16 protein-coding genes are annotated in these 16,566 nt (G+C 39.5%); 7 read left to right on the top strand and 9 right to left on the bottom strand.

Annotated elements, in window-relative coordinates; all coding sequences use genetic code 11:
• Positions 1-66: 66 nt before the first annotated feature.
• The gene (locus AC6F75_RS02175; RefSeq protein ID WP_500713281.1) at positions 67-762 is read right to left on the bottom strand and encodes a T9SS type A sorting domain-containing protein; all 696 of its coding nucleotides are present in this window, start codon (positions 760-762) and stop codon (positions 67-69) included.
• An 86-nt stretch (positions 763-848) separates the two neighbouring features.
• On the opposite strand from AC6F75_RS02175, the gene AC6F75_RS02180 reads away from it, so the two are divergent.
• The 3 genes from AC6F75_RS02180 (at position 849) to AC6F75_RS02190 (ending at position 3,537) form a co-directional block, all read left to right on the top strand.
• Positions 849-1,430 carry a HupE/UreJ family protein gene (locus AC6F75_RS02180; protein ID WP_500713282.1) on the top strand — a complete coding sequence of 194 codons (582 nt, stop codon included), beginning with the start codon at positions 849-851 and terminating at the stop codon, positions 1,428-1,430.
• 80 nt (positions 1,431-1,510) lie between these two features.
• Positions 1,511-1,942: a deaminase gene (locus AC6F75_RS02185; RefSeq protein WP_500713283.1), complete on the top strand. Its 432-nt coding sequence runs from the start codon at positions 1,511-1,513 to the stop codon at positions 1,940-1,942.
• A gap of 8 nt (positions 1,943-1,950) precedes the next feature.
• Positions 1,951-3,537 (top strand): S41 family peptidase, encoded by a 1,587-nt coding sequence (locus AC6F75_RS02190; RefSeq protein WP_500713284.1) that lies wholly within the window; start codon positions 1,951-1,953, stop codon positions 3,535-3,537.
• On the opposite strand, the gene AC6F75_RS02195 is transcribed toward AC6F75_RS02190, so the two are convergent.
• Together AC6F75_RS02195 and AC6F75_RS02200 are read right to left on the bottom strand one after the other, a co-directional pair.
• Entirely contained in the window at positions 3,534-3,740 is a 207-nt protein-coding gene (locus AC6F75_RS02195; RefSeq protein WP_500713285.1) for a hypothetical protein, read from the bottom strand. The two genes, AC6F75_RS02190 and AC6F75_RS02195, sit on opposite strands and share 4 nt — an antisense overlap.
• 3 nt (positions 3,741-3,743) lie before the next feature.
• Positions 3,744-4,337 (bottom strand): MarC family protein, encoded by a 594-nt coding sequence (locus AC6F75_RS02200; protein ID WP_500713286.1) that lies wholly within the window; start codon positions 4,335-4,337, stop codon positions 3,744-3,746.
• Positions 4,338-4,496: 159 nt separating this feature from the next.
• Between AC6F75_RS02200 and AC6F75_RS02205 the strand changes: the two genes are divergently transcribed.
• From AC6F75_RS02205 to AC6F75_RS02215, 3 genes are all read left to right on the top strand, one after another.
• A complete protein-coding gene (locus AC6F75_RS02205) occupies positions 4,497-5,084 on the top strand; it encodes a DUF3109 family protein (protein WP_500713287.1) in 588 nt (195 codons plus the stop codon).
• Between the two features lie 293 nt (positions 5,085-5,377).
• Positions 5,378-6,355, top strand: coding sequence for a ribonucleotide-diphosphate reductase subunit beta (locus AC6F75_RS02210; RefSeq protein ID WP_500713288.1), 978 nt, complete (start codon positions 5,378-5,380; stop codon positions 6,353-6,355).
• Between the two features lie 112 nt (positions 6,356-6,467).
• Positions 6,468-8,891, top strand: coding sequence for a ribonucleoside-diphosphate reductase subunit alpha (locus AC6F75_RS02215; RefSeq protein ID WP_500713289.1), 2,424 nt, complete (start codon positions 6,468-6,470; stop codon positions 8,889-8,891).
• Positions 8,892-8,961: 70 nt separating this feature from the next.
• Here AC6F75_RS02215 and AC6F75_RS02220 read toward each other — a convergent pair whose 3' ends face one another.
• Positions 8,962-11,226, bottom strand: a complete 2,265-nt coding sequence (locus AC6F75_RS02220) for an inorganic phosphate transporter (protein WP_500713290.1) — start codon at positions 11,224-11,226, stop codon at positions 8,962-8,964.
• A gap of 619 nt (positions 11,227-11,845) precedes the next feature.
• Between AC6F75_RS02220 and AC6F75_RS02225 the strand changes: the two genes are divergently transcribed.
• Entirely contained in the window at positions 11,846-12,907 is a 1,062-nt protein-coding gene (locus AC6F75_RS02225; protein WP_500713291.1) for an AI-2E family transporter, read from the top strand.
• Positions 12,908-12,980: 73 nt separating this feature from the next.
• Here AC6F75_RS02225 and AC6F75_RS02230 read toward each other — a convergent pair whose 3' ends face one another.
• From AC6F75_RS02230 to AC6F75_RS02250, 5 genes are all read right to left on the bottom strand, one after another.
• Positions 12,981-13,310 carry a 2Fe-2S iron-sulfur cluster-binding family protein gene (locus AC6F75_RS02230; RefSeq protein ID WP_500713292.1) on the bottom strand — a complete coding sequence of 110 codons (330 nt, stop codon included), beginning with the start codon at positions 13,308-13,310 and terminating at the stop codon, positions 12,981-12,983.
• Between the two features lie 59 nt (positions 13,311-13,369).
• On the bottom strand, positions 13,370-14,425 hold the full coding sequence (locus tag AC6F75_RS02235) for an FAD-dependent oxidoreductase (RefSeq protein ID WP_500713293.1): 1,056 nt from the start codon (positions 14,423-14,425) through the stop codon (positions 13,370-13,372).
• Positions 14,426-14,471: 46 nt separating this feature from the next.
• Positions 14,472-14,714: a NifU family protein gene (locus AC6F75_RS02240; protein ID WP_500713294.1), complete on the bottom strand. Its 243-nt coding sequence runs from the start codon at positions 14,712-14,714 to the stop codon at positions 14,472-14,474.
• Positions 14,715-14,758: 44 nt separating this feature from the next.
• The gene (locus AC6F75_RS02245) at positions 14,759-15,892 is read right to left on the bottom strand and encodes a P-loop NTPase (protein WP_500713295.1); all 1,134 of its coding nucleotides are present in this window, start codon (positions 15,890-15,892) and stop codon (positions 14,759-14,761) included.
• Between the two features lie 273 nt (positions 15,893-16,165).
• A complete protein-coding gene (locus AC6F75_RS02250) occupies positions 16,166-16,498 on the bottom strand; it encodes a methylated-DNA--[protein]-cysteine S-methyltransferase (RefSeq protein WP_500713296.1) in 333 nt (110 codons plus the stop codon).
• Positions 16,499-16,566: the final 68 nt, after the last annotated feature.

The raw sequence follows: 16,566 nt of genomic DNA on the forward strand, positions 1-16,566 counted from the left end.
GGCAAATATAAGGCTAAAAAGGGAAAGGAGTAGATATTTGTTTGCCGATAGATAGAGGGTGTGCTATTATTTCTTCACAAACTTTTGGACAGTTTTCCCTTCCGGGGAAGAAATTTCGATAAAGTAAATGCCGGGGTTTAAGTCTGCAATGTTTAAGGTTTTTTCAAAACCCTGACTTAAAAGCAGTTTGCCTGAAATGTCATAAACTGTAATTGATTCAGAAAGTTGACCAATATAGTTGACATAAAGGGTTTCTTTTGCCGGATTGGGGTAAATTGTCAATGGGGTTTTACCAAAATCTTGGGCAGACATATTTCCGTCCCAATAAAATGCTACATTGCCGTCACTATCAATGAGTTCAAGGCTCCCCGAGTTTCCCAGATATACTATGCCAAACGTAAAGGTTTTTGGCGCGCCTTGGTCACTCATCATATCAAAAAAGTATAAAGTTTCAAACCAGCACTCGGGCTGGTCGCAATCAGCAAGGGTAATTGAAAAATCCGTAAAACTTATGGTATTATTTACTTCATCAACTTCAACATTTCCAAAAAAACTATTGACAACCCCTTCTCCGGAAGCAAAGATTTGGCCACCTTGATTTTCAAAATCTATGTTAGAATTTACATTTGCCGGAGGTGTATAATTTACACCAGCATAAAAAATAGACATTAACTGCCAGTCATTTTCAGTTAGGTCATTAATTTGACTCGAAACTGAAAAAACAACAACGAATGTAAAAATGAAGAGTAGATATTTATGCATTTCCAAAAAATGATTTCAACTTTAAAACTACAATTAATAATTCAGATTTACTAACTTTGATTCTGTCAACCTAACCCCCCCAAACAATGAATGAATTCTGGTTTTACTTTAAAATGGGCCTTGATCACGTGGTCAACTGGCACAACTACGCCCATATCCTATTTATCATTTTGCTCTCTGTAGCATATCAATTCAATGCTTGGCGACGACTGTTGCTTTTAATCACACTTTTCACACTGGGGCATTTGCTGGCAGTATTGATGGTATCTTATGGTGCTGTTAGGGTGAGCCTGGGCATGGTGGGTTTTCTCATAGTGGCGGTAATAATTTTCACCGCTTTGTTTAATATATTCACTGCCGGAAAGGAAAAACGACGTGAAAAACTGGGATTGCTCTTTGGACTTTCTATTTTTTTAGGGCTTTTGCGCGGACTTGAATTTGCGCCTTATTTTCTGGAAACTTTAGGTCAAAAAAGCAAAATGTTGCCTTCACTTGAAGTTGCCCTGGGTGTTGAATCCGGTCAAATCATAGTGGCAATAATTGTGTTGATTATCGGATTTATTGTGCAAACGTTGTTCAGATTCAACAAGCGCGATTGGGTTTTGGTGATTTCATCTATTATACTTGGACTTGCCATCCCATTGCTGCTCAGAAACTGGATTTTTTAAGTGATTAATATTTAACTTAACATTCATAAATAATAAGTTGATAAAATTTTATCTTCGCCACTGAAGTTTTAAATAGTTCAATGTCAGAAAAAAAGCAAAGAAAATACGACATCGCCTATATGCGAATGGCGTTGGAGTGGGCTAAACTTTCACATTGTTATCGCAGACAAGTTGGGGCACTCATCGTAAAGGGAAAAATGATTATTTCTGATGGTTACAACGGTACGCCTTCAGGATTTGAAAACCATTGTGAAGATGAGGACGGTTACACCAAATGGTATGTGCTTCACGCCGAAGCCAACGCTATCTTAAAAGTAGCCTCATCTACACAGTCCTGTAAAGATGCAACACTCTACATCACGATGTCACCTTGCAAAGAGTGTAGTAAACTCATTCACCAGGCAGGTATTACCAGGGTGGTGTATCAAATAGAATACAAAGACAATTCCGGTCTGGATTTTCTGAAAAGAGCCGGTGTACAGCTTACCCATCTGGAATCAGTTGAAGTTTAAAAAATAGAATGAAAAAATCCTTTAAATATGTTCCCCTTCTTTTGGGCGTTGCTTTGGCAGCAGGCATTTTCATTGGATCAAAACTCAATTTTGCCGACACTACAGAACGTATTTTTGCCACCAATTCCAAAAAAGACAAACTCAACCGACTGATTGATTATATTGATTTTGAGTATGTTGATCGCATCAACACAGACAGTATCGTTGATGTAACGGTAAACAGCATTCTCAAAAACCTCGACCCGCATTCGGTTTACATTCCCGTGAGTGAATACCAGTCAGTTGCTGAAGATATGCGTGGGAAATTTGTGGGCATTGGTGTGAGTTTTTACATTTATAACGACACTGTAGCGGTAATTTCAACCATTGACGGTGGTCCGGCAGAAAAAGCCGGTATCAGGCCCGGAGACCGCATTTTGTATGCCAATGGCAAACCGCTCTATGGCGAATATAGCGAAAGAGATACCATAACGTCAACATTGAGAGGCGTTTTGAACTCAAGAGTAAACTTAAAAGTCTTCCGTAGCAGCGAAAACCGCGAAATCGATTTTAGGCTTACGCGAAAAGAAGTAGCACTCAAAAGCGTTGATGCCGGTTTTAAAATCAACGAAAAACTGGGTTATATTAAAGTCAACCGGTTTGCAGAAACAACTTATGATGAGTTTAAAGCTGCACTAAAACGATTGGTTGATGACGGGATAGAATCGCTTATTATAGATTTGCGCAACAATCCCGGCGGCTATGTTTTTGCAGCCGAACGTATGCTGGATGAACTGCTTCCAAGAGGAACACTTATTTTGAAAACCATAAACAAATCCGGAAACATAGAAAACACCTTCACCAAACGACGCGGGCTTTTTGAAAATGGAAATGTGTATGTGCTGGTGAATGAAAATTCGGCTTCAGCGAGTGAAATTGTTGCCGGGGCCTTACAAGACAATGACATTGGGACTATAGTTGGACGAAGAACTTATGGCAAAGGACTTGTGCAACGTGAGATGGCACTGGGTGATGGAAGTGCTATCAGGCTCACGGTAGCCCGATATTACACCCCAACAGGCAGGTCCATTCAACGTCCGTACACCAATGGCGATCGCGCTTATTTCAGAGAGTATCAGGAACGTTATAGAAATGGGGAGCTTTTAAGTGCTGACAGTATTGCTGTAAATGACACTTTAAAGTATGTAACGCCCAAGGGAAAAATAGTCTATGGAGGCGGTGGAATTTTACCTGATATTTTTGTATCAAAAGACATCAGTGAAGAAAACGAAGTGATCAGTTTTGTTTCACAGTCCGGGTTTATTAACTACTTTGTTTTTGAACACCTTGACAGCAAAAGAAAAGAATATAACCAGTATACTGCTGAAAGCTTTTATGAAGGCTATGAAGTTAGTGATGAACTTCTTCTGGAATTTATTGTTTACTCACGACTCCATGAAAGCAACCTAAGTTTTCAGGAGTATGAAGAGTTACTCAAACTTCACATCAAAGCAGCAATAGCAGAGCAGCTGTTTGGAGGTGATTATTTTGAGAGAATCATTTCCAGAAACGACCTGATGATAGAAATGGTGCTTGAACTTGATAAAAGGAATTAATCTTTTTTCTCCTTTATTTTTCTGTCAATTTTTCCCGAAAGATTTAGAATTGCCAAAAGCAACAGTGCACAAATACATGCTACTACACCAATGATGGCGATAGTGCTTTCTTTACTGAATAGGTTAGAGAAGTCAATAATGGTCACATTGTAAATAAGTAGAACTACAGCAAGTATTGCAAGTATAATTTTAAAAACCTTCATAAATTACATCATATTTTGTTGAAACAGCCCCATAGCATTTGAAGCGAAAAGCTTAACGGCAATGGCCAGCAGGATTACCCCAAATATTTTCCGCACCACATTGATGCCGTTTTTACCAAAAAGACGTTCAATTTTACTGGAGGATTTAAGCACCCCGTAAACAAATATACTATTTAAAAGGATTGCAATAACAATATTGATGACTTCATATTCTGCTCTTAACGAAAGTATGGTGGTCAAAGTTCCTGCTCCCGCAATCAATGGAAAAGCAATAGGGACAATGGATGCTGTTTCAGGAGTGTCATCACGGTACAGTCTGATGCCCAAAATCATTTCGATAGCGAGAAAAAAGATGATTAATGAGCCGGCAACAGCAAAGGAGTTAACATCAATGCCTATGAGGTTTAAAAGCTCTTTGCCCACAAATACAAAAATAATCATTAATATTAATGCAACAATGGATGCCTTTTCACTTTGAATGTGCCCCACTTTTTTGCGTAAATCAACAATGATGGGAATGCTGCCAATGATATCAATCACAGCAAAAAGCACCATAGTGGCTGAAAGCATTTCTTTCCAGTCAAAACCTAAAAACATAGAAACCTCTTTTTAGTTAAATAATCCTCAGAAATTTAAGGCTGCAAAATTAGATAGAAAAACGAGTTCTACAGGCATTAAATGTAAAATATTTTCACAAAGAAAAACAGCAAAGTTTTTTAGCTATAAAAGGAGCGTATAATTTCTATCTTTGCCCCCATGTTTCAACTGGGAAAAACCATCGTTTCTGAAGACCTAATCGAAAAAGATTTTGTGTGCAATCTCAACGCCTGCAAAGGCGAATGCTGTATTGCAGGTGAAGCCGGTGCCCCATTGGAAAAAGATGAGGTTGAGATTTTAAAAGAAATTTATAAGGATGTAAAACCCTTTTTGCGTCCGGAAGGCATTGCCGCAATTGAAAAACAAGGAACTCATATCCAAACCCCCAAAGGCGACTTGGAAACCCCACTGGTTGACGGTGCCGAATGCGCGTATGTGACTTTTACGGACAAAGGCATCGCCAGCTGCGGAATTGAAGATGCATACAATGCCGGAAAAGTCAACTTCAGAAAACCCATTTCCTGTCATTTATACCCTGTCAGGGTTCAAAGTTACAGCGAATTTTCAGCAGTAAACTATCACAAATGGCCCATTTGTGATGATGCCTGTGTTTTAGGAAAAGAACTTCAGGTGCCCGTTTATAAATTTGTAAAAGATGCACTTGTCAAAAAATTTGGCGAGGATTGGTACAGTGAACTTGAAAAAGTGGCTTTTGAGTTAAAAAATCACAAAAAACATCATTTTTGAAACCCGGTTTAATTTGTTTCAAAATCTCCTCTAACACTTATTTTTAAAGGCTTCAGCCGGGTATCCCGTTCACTGTTTATAAAGCCAGCAAACTATTTTTAAAGCACAGAAAAACAGTTTGTTAAGTTTGAATTTTAACAAAAACTCATGAACCGCTAATTGCGCATATGTTGAAAACTTTGTTGACAACGTTTCGTAATTTCCCTTTTAAAATCAATAGTGATTTTCCATATTTGTTAGTCCCGACACCAAGCAAAAAATTAAGTTTAAAAATCTAAAACCGAAAAGAAATTATGAATGCAGCAGAGCCTATTTTGACAGACAATCCGGGACGATTTGTTATTTTTCCAATCCAGCACCACGACATTTGGGAATGGTATAAAAAAAGCGAAGCCAGCTTCTGGACCGCAGAAGAAATCGATTTACACCAGGATTTAACAGACTGGGCAAACAAGTTGAGCGATGATGAACGCTACTTCATAAAACACATTTTGGCATTTTTTGCTGCATCAGATGGAATTGTAAATGAAAATCTGGCTGAAAACTTTGTGAACGAAGTTCAGTATCCGGAGGCTAAATTTTTCTACGGCTTTCAGATTATGATGGAAAACATCCATTCAGAAACTTATTCGCTTTTGATTGATACTTATGTAAAAGACGAAGTAGAGAAAGACAAACTATTCAATGCCATCGATAACTTTCCTGCCATAAAGAAAAAAGCAGATTGGGCTTTAAAGTGGATTGAATCAGACTCGTTTGCAGAGCGATTGATTGCTTTTGCTGCTGTGGAAGGTATTTTCTTTTCAGGAGCTTTCTGCTCTATTTTCTGGTTGAAAAAACGCGGTTTGATGCCGGGATTAACTTTTTCCAACGAATTGATTTCACGTGATGAGGGCGTGCACTGCGACTTTGCGGTTCACTTGCACAACCATCACTTAAAACATAAAGTCCCCAAAGAGCGCATCAGGGAAATTATCGTTGATGCATTAAATATTGAGCGTGAGTTTATTACTGAATCCCTTCCGGTAAGTTTGATTGGGATGAATTCCAAGCTCATGACACAATACCTTGAATTTGTTACGGACAGACTGCTCGTGGAGCTGGAATGTGAGAAAGAGTACAATGTCACCAACCCGTTTGATTTCATGGATATGATTTCCCTTCAGGGGAAAACAAATTTCTTTGAAAAACGCGTGTCTGAATATCAAAAGGCGGGTGTGACCAACAAAGACAAAGAAACCAATAAAATTAGCTTTGACGAAGACTTTTAGAAGCTAATCTTTACAAAATTAATAAGTTACAATATAAATTACAGTGAGCCTGAAAACGGCTCACAAGGGATATTTTACCAAGAAATCAACCACCAACTAAAATCAAAAAAATATGTTTGTAGTAAAAAGAGACGGCAGAAAAGAACCCGTAATGTTTGACAAGATTACGTCGCGGGTCAGAAAAATGTGTTATGGGCTTAACGAGCTGGTAGACCCGGTGAAAGTGGCAATGAGGGTGATTGAAGGACTTTATGAAGGTGTAACTACTCCCGAACTGGATAATCTTGCAGCAGAAGTGGCAGCCACATTAACCACCACACATCCTGATTATGCAAAGCTTGCTGCACGCATTTCGGTGTCAAACCTGCACAAAAACACCAAGAAATCCTTTTCGGAAGTGATGACAGACCTCTATGAATATGTCAACCCGCGTACCGGAAAAAAAGCACCAATGATAAGTGATGAGGTCTATGAAGTGATTCAGAAAAATGCCGATGAACTCAACTCAACCATCATCTACAACCGCGATTTTAATTACGATTATTTTGGTTTTAAAACCTTGGAGCGTTCATATCTGTTAAAAATCAACGGAAAGGTGGCCGAACGCCCGCAACATATGTTGATGCGTGTTTCTGTTGGAATTCACTTAAACGACATGGAGGCGGTTAAGGAAACCTATGAACTAATGTCTAAAAAATTCTTTACCCATGCCACTCCCACGTTGTTTAATTCCGGGACACCCAAGCCGCAGATGTCCTCTTGTTTTCTTTTAGCAATGAAAGACGACAGTATCGATGGAATTTATGATACGCTTAAAAATACAGCTAAAATATCGCAATCTGCTGGAGGAATAGGCTTGTCAATACACAACATCCGGGCAACAGGATCATACATCGCCGGAACCAACGGAACTTCAAACGGAATTGTACCCATGTTGCGGGTGTTTAATGACACGGCTCGTTATGTCGATCAGGGAGGGGGAAAACGCAAGGGTTCTTTTGCCATTTATGTAGAACCCTGGCATGCTGATATTTTTGACTTCCTTGACTTGAAGAAAAACCATGGAAAAGAAGAAATGCGTGCCCGGGACCTGTTTTATGCTATGTGGATTCCTGATTTGTTTATGAAACGTGTTCAGGAAGATGCCCACTGGACATTGATGTGCCCCAATGAGTGCCCCGGACTTTATGACTGCCATAGTGAGGAATTTGATGCCAAGTACCTTGCTTATGAAGAAGCCGGCAAAGGCCGTAAAACACTCAGGGCACGCGAATTATGGGAAAAAATCCTGGAGTCGCAAATTGAAACCGGAACACCATACATGCTTTATAAAGATGCTGCCAACAGAAAGTCAAACCAGAAAAACCTGGGAACTATCCGTTCTTCAAACCTTTGTACAGAAATTATGGAGTACACCTCTGCTGATGAAATTGCAGTGTGTAACCTGGCATCTATTGCCTTGCCCATGTTTGTGAAAAACGGCGAATTTGACCACAAAGAACTTTTTAGGGTAACCAAGAGGGTAACCAAAAACCTCAACCGGGTGATCGACAGAAACTATTATCCTGTAATTGAAGCAGAAAATTCAAATATGCGTCACAGACCCATCGGTTTGGGTGTTCAAGGTCTGGCAGATGCTTTTATCATGTTGAGACTTCCGTTTACCAGTGATGAGGCCAAAAAACTGAATCAGGAAATATTTGAAACCCTGTATTTTGCTGCTGTAACCGCCTCAATGGAAGAGGCTAAAGTTGATGGGCCTTACCAATCTTATAAAGGGTCACCCATTTCGCAAGGAGAGTTTCAGCACAACCTTTGGGGAATAAAAGATGAAGAATTAAGTGGCCGCTGGGACTGGGGGAAACTTCGAAAAGACATCAAAAAACACGGTGTTAGAAACTCGCTTCTTGTTGCCCCGATGCCAACTGCATCCACTTCTCAAATCCTTGGGAACAACGAAGCATTTGAGCCTTATACCTCCAACATTTACACCCGAAGAGTGCTTTCAGGTGAGTTCATTGTTGTAAACAAACACTTATTGGAAGATTTGGTTGAATTGGGCTTGTGGAACGATGACCTGAAGCAAGAAATCATGCGGGCAAACGGTTCAATACAGCATGTTGACAACATTCCGGAAGATCTTAAAGAACTGTATAAGACTGTGTGGGAACTTAGCATGAAAGACATTATCGATATGTCACGCCACAGAGGGTATTTTATTGACCAATCCCAATCGCTCAATTTGTTTATGGAAAATGCAAACATGGCAAAACTGACTTCTATGCATTTTTATGCCTGGAAGAGTGGTTTGAAAACCGGAATGTATTACCTGAGAACCAAATCAGCTGTAGATGCCATCAAGTTTACTTTAGACAAAGAGGTTAAAAAGGAGCTTCCCGATTTAAAAGAAGCCATTCTGGAAGAGGCTACTCAGGAGGTTGACAACAAACCGTTGTCCCCTCAGGAGCTACGTGAAATGCTGGCTAAATCCAAAACCGCAACCGAAGATGACGACTGCCTGATGTGTGGTTCTTAAATTTGTGCAAGTGTTAAGAATAAAAAAGGAAGGCGAACGCCTTCCTTTTTTATTGTAATTGTTTTGGGTTTTATAAAAACTCCTTCTTGATGACCTTTGCTTTTTTGTGTTCGACATAATACAACTCAAGCATTTCGAGTGTTGACATTATCAAGTCTTTGGTTTCCAGCAATAGCGTAAAATACAGTGAGGTATTCTTTGAGCTGGAATCAGGGTCTTTTGTTCTGGCAATTTGTTTTTCAATATGCTCGGTTACCTTGTTAAGCAGGTTTTGCTTTTCCTTAAGAATATCACCAATATTGTCCAGGGTGTTATTGTCAAACTCAATTTTTGTCCTGTTGAATAACTCAAGAAGCTGCATTTCAATTTCTTTCAAATCTTTTATTTGATTGAACTTGAGCCCTTTGTGATTGTTTTTTACGTGTTTCAAACTCACCTTGGTAATCAATTCCAGAGATTGGGTGATGTCCTGCAGGTTGTCCTGTACCAAAAGATAAAAACGGCTGGCACCTACATCGTGGCCTTTGAGGTTTTTGATATAATAGAAAATGTGATCTTTGAGTTCTTCAACTTCTACGTCCAGTTTTTCAGTATATTTTTTGGCATTCTTTAATTTTTTGATATTCTGTTTTGCCAAACCTTCAAGAGTAGCGGCGTAAGCTTTACTTGCGCGCTTCATAATGGTTGATACATTACTTGAGCTTTCAGTAATCACTCCCTTGATGGAAGTGCTTTCTGCTTTTCTAAAGAGTTCTTCTTCTTTAAATTCCTCAGCTTCTTTTTTGCTAATCAGATAAGTTCTAATAATAAATATAACTGCTATTCCAAATAAGACAACCAAGGCAATTTCGCCAACAAATGAAATTATAAATGCCAGAGTGGCCGCAATCATAAATGCCACAAACGCTGTCATAAACCATCCGCCAATGACATTCAACACCCCGGCAACACGATATACAGCACTGTCGCTTCCCCATGCCCTGTCTGCGAGCGATGTGCCCATAGCCACCATAAAAGTCACATAGGTGGTAGAAAGCGGTAATTTTAAAGAAGTTGCAAAGGAGATAAGTAAACTGGCCACCATTAAGTTGACAGAGGCCCTGATCATATCAAAAGCAGGTGCGTCTATTCTTTTGTCAATTGACAATACATCCGATTTTTTGAATCTTTTTTCAATGGATTCATTCACTTTTCGAGGAAGCACTCTTGTAATCCCGATATTGATATACATAGAAAACCTCACTAAAATTTGTGATAAAACGTTGGGTTGAAAGCGCTCTTTACCCTCATCTTGTCTGGATAAATCTACCGAAGTTTTTAGAACACGTTGTGCTTTTTCTGAAAACCATAAGGTAAGTACCATAATCAAGCCGGAAAGAAGGAGCAATAAAACCGGGGTGCTCACTTTGTTTGCCAGAAGGCCCATTTTATATTCGTTTGCAGGCACACCTGATGCTACCCAAGCTTCCCAACCTTGATAGGCTGCAATGGGAACACCCACAAAGTTCACAAGGTCGTTTCCGGCAAATGCCATTGCCAAAGCAAAAGTGCCAAGGAGTATGATTAACTTATATACATTTACTTTAGCCAATATGTCTAATAGAAAAGAGATGATTGTCCAGACAATGAAATTGTAAAGAAGAAATAAGCCTAGATTACTATCAGCCCAAACTGAAAGTTGTTCAGGTAAAATAGCTGTGCCTTTCAACCCTTTGATGATTATGAAATAGAAAATAGCCGTGATGCCTACACCACCAAAAACTGCAGGTACAATTTTGTGCTTTTTTTCAAAATTGAAACCGACGAGAAATCTGGTAATATATTGTACAAAGGCTCCAACAACAAAAGCAATTCCCACTGAGAGCAGAATGCCGGTTATAATCTCAAGTGCCTTGGCACTGTTGATATAGTTTCCTAAATTGGAAAAACTGTCATCACTATTGTAAATCTTATAAAGTGAAACAGCAACCGCAGCTCCCAGTAAATTAAAAATGATTGAGACTGTGGTTGAGGTGGGCATCCCCATATTGTTAAAAAAACCTAATAGCAAGATATCGCCTATCATCACTGCCATACAAATGATCATGATTTCGTTGAAGTAAAACTCTGAGGGGACAAAAATACCGCTACGGGCAATTTCCATCATACCACTGGAAGATACAGCACCAAAGAAAATTCCAATGCTGGCAACAATCATAATCAGTTTAAAAGGGACAGCCTTTGAACCTATGGCTGAATTCAGGAAGTTAACGGCGTCATTGGCAACTCCAACAACCAAATCGGCAATTGCTAACAGTGCCAAGGCAATCAGCATGTAAAGATAAATATCGTTCATTTATGAAGCTTAATTTAGACCACAAAATTCTTATAAATTTTGTTATCCAATGTTACCAAAATGTTATCAGTTTAAACCATCATAGTTATATAAACCGTTAAATGTAAGTTTTAAAATTGTTGTTTTTCAAATTCCAACATTAAATTATAGACGCATATTTGTATTTAACAAAAAGATAATCAGCAAGTAAAAAATGTAATATTGCCAAAACGTTAAGTAAATATTTCTAAAATGTAAATGATTGACTTTTCTTAATTAATGATTAAATACTCACAATGTCAAGTGGCACAAGTAAACAAATGGAATGATGGTAAAACCCCGGTTATGAGTAATTTTATATAAATCATATGATTGCCAAAATAAAGAGGTTGCCAAGAGATTGTAAGCCATTTATATTTAAATGAAGTTCTCGTTTTACTTTAAAAAACTTGTCCTGTAGACAGGCCGACGACCTCTATGCAAAATGGAATTATTAACCATTTCACGGAAAAAAATTGGGCGGCCAGTAATAACAAATGCGTGAAATTTCCTCTCACTTATTTGTTATAATTTTTTTAAAGCCAATTCTTTTACGGGTTTTTTTGGGTACCTTCAAGGCTCACAAGACAATAGCTAACCTATGAGTTTTACCCGAAAAGCAATTTACACACTCTCTGCAGCCAGCGTAGGGCTGTATTTTTTATTTGTGGGTCTTGTTTCAGCTAAAACATTTTTGGCGCCAATAGTTACTGCTATAGTTTTAGCACTGCTGATGATTCCTGTTTCCAACAAAATGGAATCTTGGGGAATGAATCGTGGCTTTTCTTCGTTTTTCAGCACGCTGTTTTTAATGATCATCTCTTTGATGATAGTTTCATTGGTGTATTTTCAAATCAAAAGTTTTGTGGACGACAGGGAAACCATTAGAGATGCAATGAACCCCAAACTTGAACGTATTGAACAATACTTACTTATAAACACCAAACTGCAACAAACTGAAATAGATGCTTATAAAGAAAAAACGGATCTTTCCTATATATTGGCAAACCCTGAATCCGGCAGAACAGCATTTAGTGTTTTGGGAATGGCCATGGCATTTATGACCAATTCAATCTTAATGTTTGTTTACATTTTCTTTTTGCTAGAATACCGAAGGATGTTTAAAAAGTTTATACTTCAACTGTTTTCTAAAATAAAGCAGGATGAAGTGCGCTGTGTCATTGACCAAACTGCAAAAATTTCACAACAGTATTTATTCGGCAGGTTAATTTTAATCATTGCCCTCACTATATTCTACTCGATAGGTTTGGGTATTTCGGGTGTAAGTAATTTTGTTTTAATAAGTTTAATCGCAGCTGTATTGAGTGTAATTCCCTGGGTGGGAAATATTATCGGGTTTTTTATTGCGCTTACTTTCGGGTATTTAACAACCGGAGAAACAGGGGTTCTGATAGGTGTCATCATCACATTTTCTGTCGCTCAACTTATAGAAAGCTTTATCCTTCAGCCCTATGTTTTTGGGAACAGTGTAAATATTCACCCGCTGTTTGTTATCCTGGCTGTGGTTTTGGGAAATGCGGTTTGGGGCATTATTGGAATGGCACTGGCGATACCGGTTATTGGAATCATAAACATTGCCTTCAATCATATCAAGGAGTTAAAATCCTTGGGCTATTTGTTGAGTAATCCGAAGGACGAGTAAATCGAAAAATTTGGTGTGAGGAAGACTAATGATGAGATTTTCGCTCCTGTCTGCGGGCAGGTCACGGAAATTATTATTCCTCCGGAGCCAGAGTAACTTTCAATCCGTCGAGCTTCTGGGTAATGAGAATCTGGCACCCCAGCCTGCTGTTTTCCTGTACAAAAAATGCTTCAGAAAGCATGGCTTCTTCTTCATTGCCTTTTTCGGGAAGATGATGGTCACTTTCAATATAACACTGGCAGGAAGCACACATGGCCATACCACCACAAACGCCAATTGTGCCCTCAGGAGCAAGTTCAAATGAACGCACCAACTCCATCAGGTTCATATTCATGTCAGTGGGCGCTTGTACCTCGTGTGTAACACCTTCTCTGTCAATGATAGTTATGATAACGTCTTGCATGATTAATTTTCTTCACTTTACAAATACTCCCTCCCCTTTGGGGGAGGCTGGGAGGGGGACTATTCAATCGCTTTCACAACCGCTTTTGGTGCTTCCTTCACACTTCCATCAAAACCGTGAATACCACCCACAGTAGTGTATTTCATGACATAGCGTTTGTTGGGGTGTATGCGCTGGTAAGCACTCTGGCACATTAAGGTAGCCTCGTGGAAACCGCATAAAATCAACTTTAATTTTCCGGGATAGGTGTTTACATCTCCAATGGCATAAATACCGGGTATATTGGTTTGATAATCTAAAGAATTATCTACTTTAATTGCATTTTTTTCGATTTCAAGGCCCCAATCGGCAATTGGGCCAAGTTTTGGGGATAGTCCGAAAAGTGGGATAAACGCATCAGTTTCAATAATGACTTCTGATTTGTCAGCCATTTGTACTACGGTGGCTACGAGTTTATCTTTGCCGGAAAGCCCAACAACCTCTGCAGGAGTGACTAAATTGATTTTTCCAAGTTTTTTCAATTCCTGTACTTTTTCAACCGAATCCAAGGCACCGCGAAACTCATTTCTTCTGTGAATCAGAGTCACTTCTGAAGCCACGTTGGCTAAGAAAATACTCCAGTCCAATGCTGAGTCACCGCCACCGGCAAGAACTACTTTTTTGTTGCGGTAAACTTCAGGATTTCTGATAAAATAGGCCACGCCTTTGTCTTCAAATTGGTGGATGTTGGGTATCAGTGGTTTTCGGGGTTCAAAACTTCCCAATCCTCCTGCAATTGCTATTACCGGAGCGTGGTGTTGCGTGCCTTTATTGGTAGTTACGATAAATGTGCCATCTTCCAGTTTTTCAATGGTTTCTGCCCTTTCGCCCAAGGTAAACCCGGGTTGGAAAGGATTGATTTGCTCCATAAGACTGTCCACCAATTCACCTGCGAGCACTTCCGGGAAACCGGGAATGTCATAGATGGGTTTTTTGGGATAAATCTCCGCTAGTTGTCCGCCGGGTTGGGGCAGGGCGTCAATGATGTGGCATTTGAGTTGGAGCAATCCGGCCTCAAAAACTGCAAAAAGCCCTGTTGGGCCTGCTCCTATGATGAGTATATCGGTTTTAATCATTAAGTAGTATCATCAATTGTAATTACAAAATAGGTTTTTGGAAATTTTAAGCTTCCAAATTGATTACGTGTTCAATTTGCGGGGCATATTTTTTAATGGTCATTTCCACTCCACTTTTTAAGGTCATTTGATTGACGGAACAGCCCACACAAGTACCTTGCAATTGAACGGTTACAATTTTGCCATTTTCAATGGAAATCAATAAAATGTCACCACCGTCACTTTGTAAAAAAGGACGGATTTCCTCCAGTGCTTTTTCAACATTAATGTGTAATTCTTCCTGTGTCATTTTACATTTCTTTTTTTAAGGATATTTTATACCCCTTTTGGGGGTTAGGGGGCCTTCTTTACCGCACTACAGCCGGCCATTGTTGTGATTTGTATGGCTTGTGTAGGCGGAAGGCTTTCATTTCGGTCAACAGTATGCTGTACCACATTTCGCGTAAGCGTTTCAAAAGCTTCTTCAAGCGGAGTTCCGGTTTGCATCGCTGCCGGTCTTCCCACGTCACCCGCTTCCCTGATGCTTTGCACCAAAGGAATTTCCCCTAAAAAGGGTACTTCCAAATCTTTGGCCAGGTTTTTTGCACCTTCTTTTCCAAAGATATAGTATTTGTTTTCCGGCAGTTCAGCCGGGGTGAAATAGGCCATATTTTCTACGATTCCCAAAACGGGCACGTTGATGCTTTCCTGCTGAAACATGGCAACTCCTTTTCGGGCATCGGCAAGGGCTACATTTTGTGGGGTACTTACTACAACAGCACCGGTAATTGGCAGCGATTGCATTATGGAAAGGTGGATGTCTCCCGTTCCCGGAGGAAGGTCAATGAGCATAAAATCGAGTTCGCCCCAGGCTGCATCAAAAATAAGCTGGTTAAGTGCTTTGGATGCCATAGGTCCGCGCCAGATGACTGCCTGATTGGGTTGGGTAAAGAAGCCAATGGAAAGCACTTTTACACCGTAGTTTTCAACGGGTTTCATTTTTGATTTTCCATCAACGTTGATTGAAAGTGGCCTTTCATGGGCCACATCAAACATAATGGGAATAGACGGGCCGTAAATATCGGCATCGAGCACACCCACTTTAAAACCCATTTTGGCCAAAGTAACTGCGATATTTGCTGTTATGGTAGATTTTCCAACACCGCCTTTGCCCGAGGCAATGGCAACAATGTTGTGAATGCCGGGAATGTGTTTTCCTTTTATTTGTGCCTTTTCAGGGGCTTCCACACGGATGTTGACTTTTACTTTGGCATCCGGATGTACTTTTTCACGAATGGTATTGACGATGTCGTTTTCAGCACGTTTTTTAATATGCAATGCCGGAGTGGTGAGCAACAGGTCAACAATTACTTCGTCTGCAAAGGTGATTACGTTTTGAACGGCACCGCTTTCCACCATATTTTTTCCTTCACCGGAAACCGTGATGGTTTCCAAAGCGGCAAGGATGTCTTTTTTATCGAGCTTTATCATACTTTTCAATAGCTTATGTAGAATAATTCTAAAGTGCAAATATACAAGGAAAACTTGATTTGGTGAAGGGGTTTGATTTATTTGATTGATGGGGGTATAAATAAAGTTATTTGTGAATGTACATTGTATTTTTTAAGCAAACATAAACTATCAGAGTTGATTTAAAAGTGGTATAGTTGAATTGTAAAATATGATAAATTGTGGTTATAACCTCAAAAAATCATAATATTTCAGGGTTACAACCCCAAAAAAACTATAAAATATAGCCTTTTATAACTCCTTCCCCGGTTCCCAAAAAACCTTTTCAAAGTCCTGAATTTGATTGTCAATCACGGTAATATCTTCGCTTTCCAGAAGTTGTTGCATAAGATTGGTGCCGTCAAAGTGATGTTTACCTGTGAGGAGGCCTTTTCTGTTCACCACGCGGTGTGCCGGCACATCGGTCATATTGTGAGAGGCGTTCATTGCCCAGCCCACCATCCTGGCACTTCCTACCGCACCAATGTGCTTTGCAATAGCGCCATATGAAGTCACTTTCCCGTAAGGTATTTGCCTCACCACTTCATATACCCGTGAAAAAAAGTTTTGTTCCTCTTGTGACACTATATGAGATTTAAAATTTTCAATAGGGTAAAAACAGATATGATTGCCGTTATCCCCCCAATGATGTA

The sequence above is a fragment of the Planktosalinus sp. genome (genome assembly GCF_059864935.1).

Bases quoted from the DNA above. Each gene is read 5' to 3' on its own strand.
- AC6F75_RS02175 (WP_500713281.1), bottom strand. From the start codon at position 762: ATGCATAAATATCTACTCTTCATTTTTACATTCGTTGTTGTTTTTTCA.
- AC6F75_RS02180 (WP_500713282.1), top strand. From the start codon at position 849: ATGAATGAATTCTGGTTTTACTTTAAAATGGGCCTTGATCACGTGGTC.
- AC6F75_RS02185 (WP_500713283.1), top strand. From the start codon at position 1,511: ATGTCAGAAAAAAAGCAAAGAAAATACGACATCGCCTATATGCGAATG.
- AC6F75_RS02190 (WP_500713284.1), top strand. From the start codon at position 1,951: ATGAAAAAATCCTTTAAATATGTTCCCCTTCTTTTGGGCGTTGCTTTG.
- AC6F75_RS02195 (WP_500713285.1), bottom strand. From the start codon at position 3,740: ATGAAGGTTTTTAAAATTATACTTGCAATACTTGCTGTAGTTCTACTT.
- AC6F75_RS02200 (WP_500713286.1), bottom strand. From the start codon at position 4,337: ATGTTTTTAGGTTTTGACTGGAAAGAAATGCTTTCAGCCACTATGGTG.
- AC6F75_RS02205 (WP_500713287.1), top strand. From the start codon at position 4,497: ATGTTTCAACTGGGAAAAACCATCGTTTCTGAAGACCTAATCGAAAAA.
- AC6F75_RS02210 (WP_500713288.1), top strand. From the start codon at position 5,378: ATGAATGCAGCAGAGCCTATTTTGACAGACAATCCGGGACGATTTGTT.
- AC6F75_RS02215 (WP_500713289.1), top strand. From the start codon at position 6,468: ATGTTTGTAGTAAAAAGAGACGGCAGAAAAGAACCCGTAATGTTTGAC.
- AC6F75_RS02220 (WP_500713290.1), bottom strand. From the start codon at position 11,226: ATGAACGATATTTATCTTTACATGCTGATTGCCTTGGCACTGTTAGCA.
- AC6F75_RS02225 (WP_500713291.1), top strand. From the start codon at position 11,846: ATGAGTTTTACCCGAAAAGCAATTTACACACTCTCTGCAGCCAGCGTA.
- AC6F75_RS02230 (WP_500713292.1), bottom strand. From the start codon at position 13,310: ATGCAAGACGTTATCATAACTATCATTGACAGAGAAGGTGTTACACAC.
- AC6F75_RS02235 (WP_500713293.1), bottom strand. From the start codon at position 14,425: ATGATTAAAACCGATATACTCATCATAGGAGCAGGCCCAACAGGGCTT.
- AC6F75_RS02240 (WP_500713294.1), bottom strand. From the start codon at position 14,714: ATGACACAGGAAGAATTACACATTAATGTTGAAAAAGCACTGGAGGAA.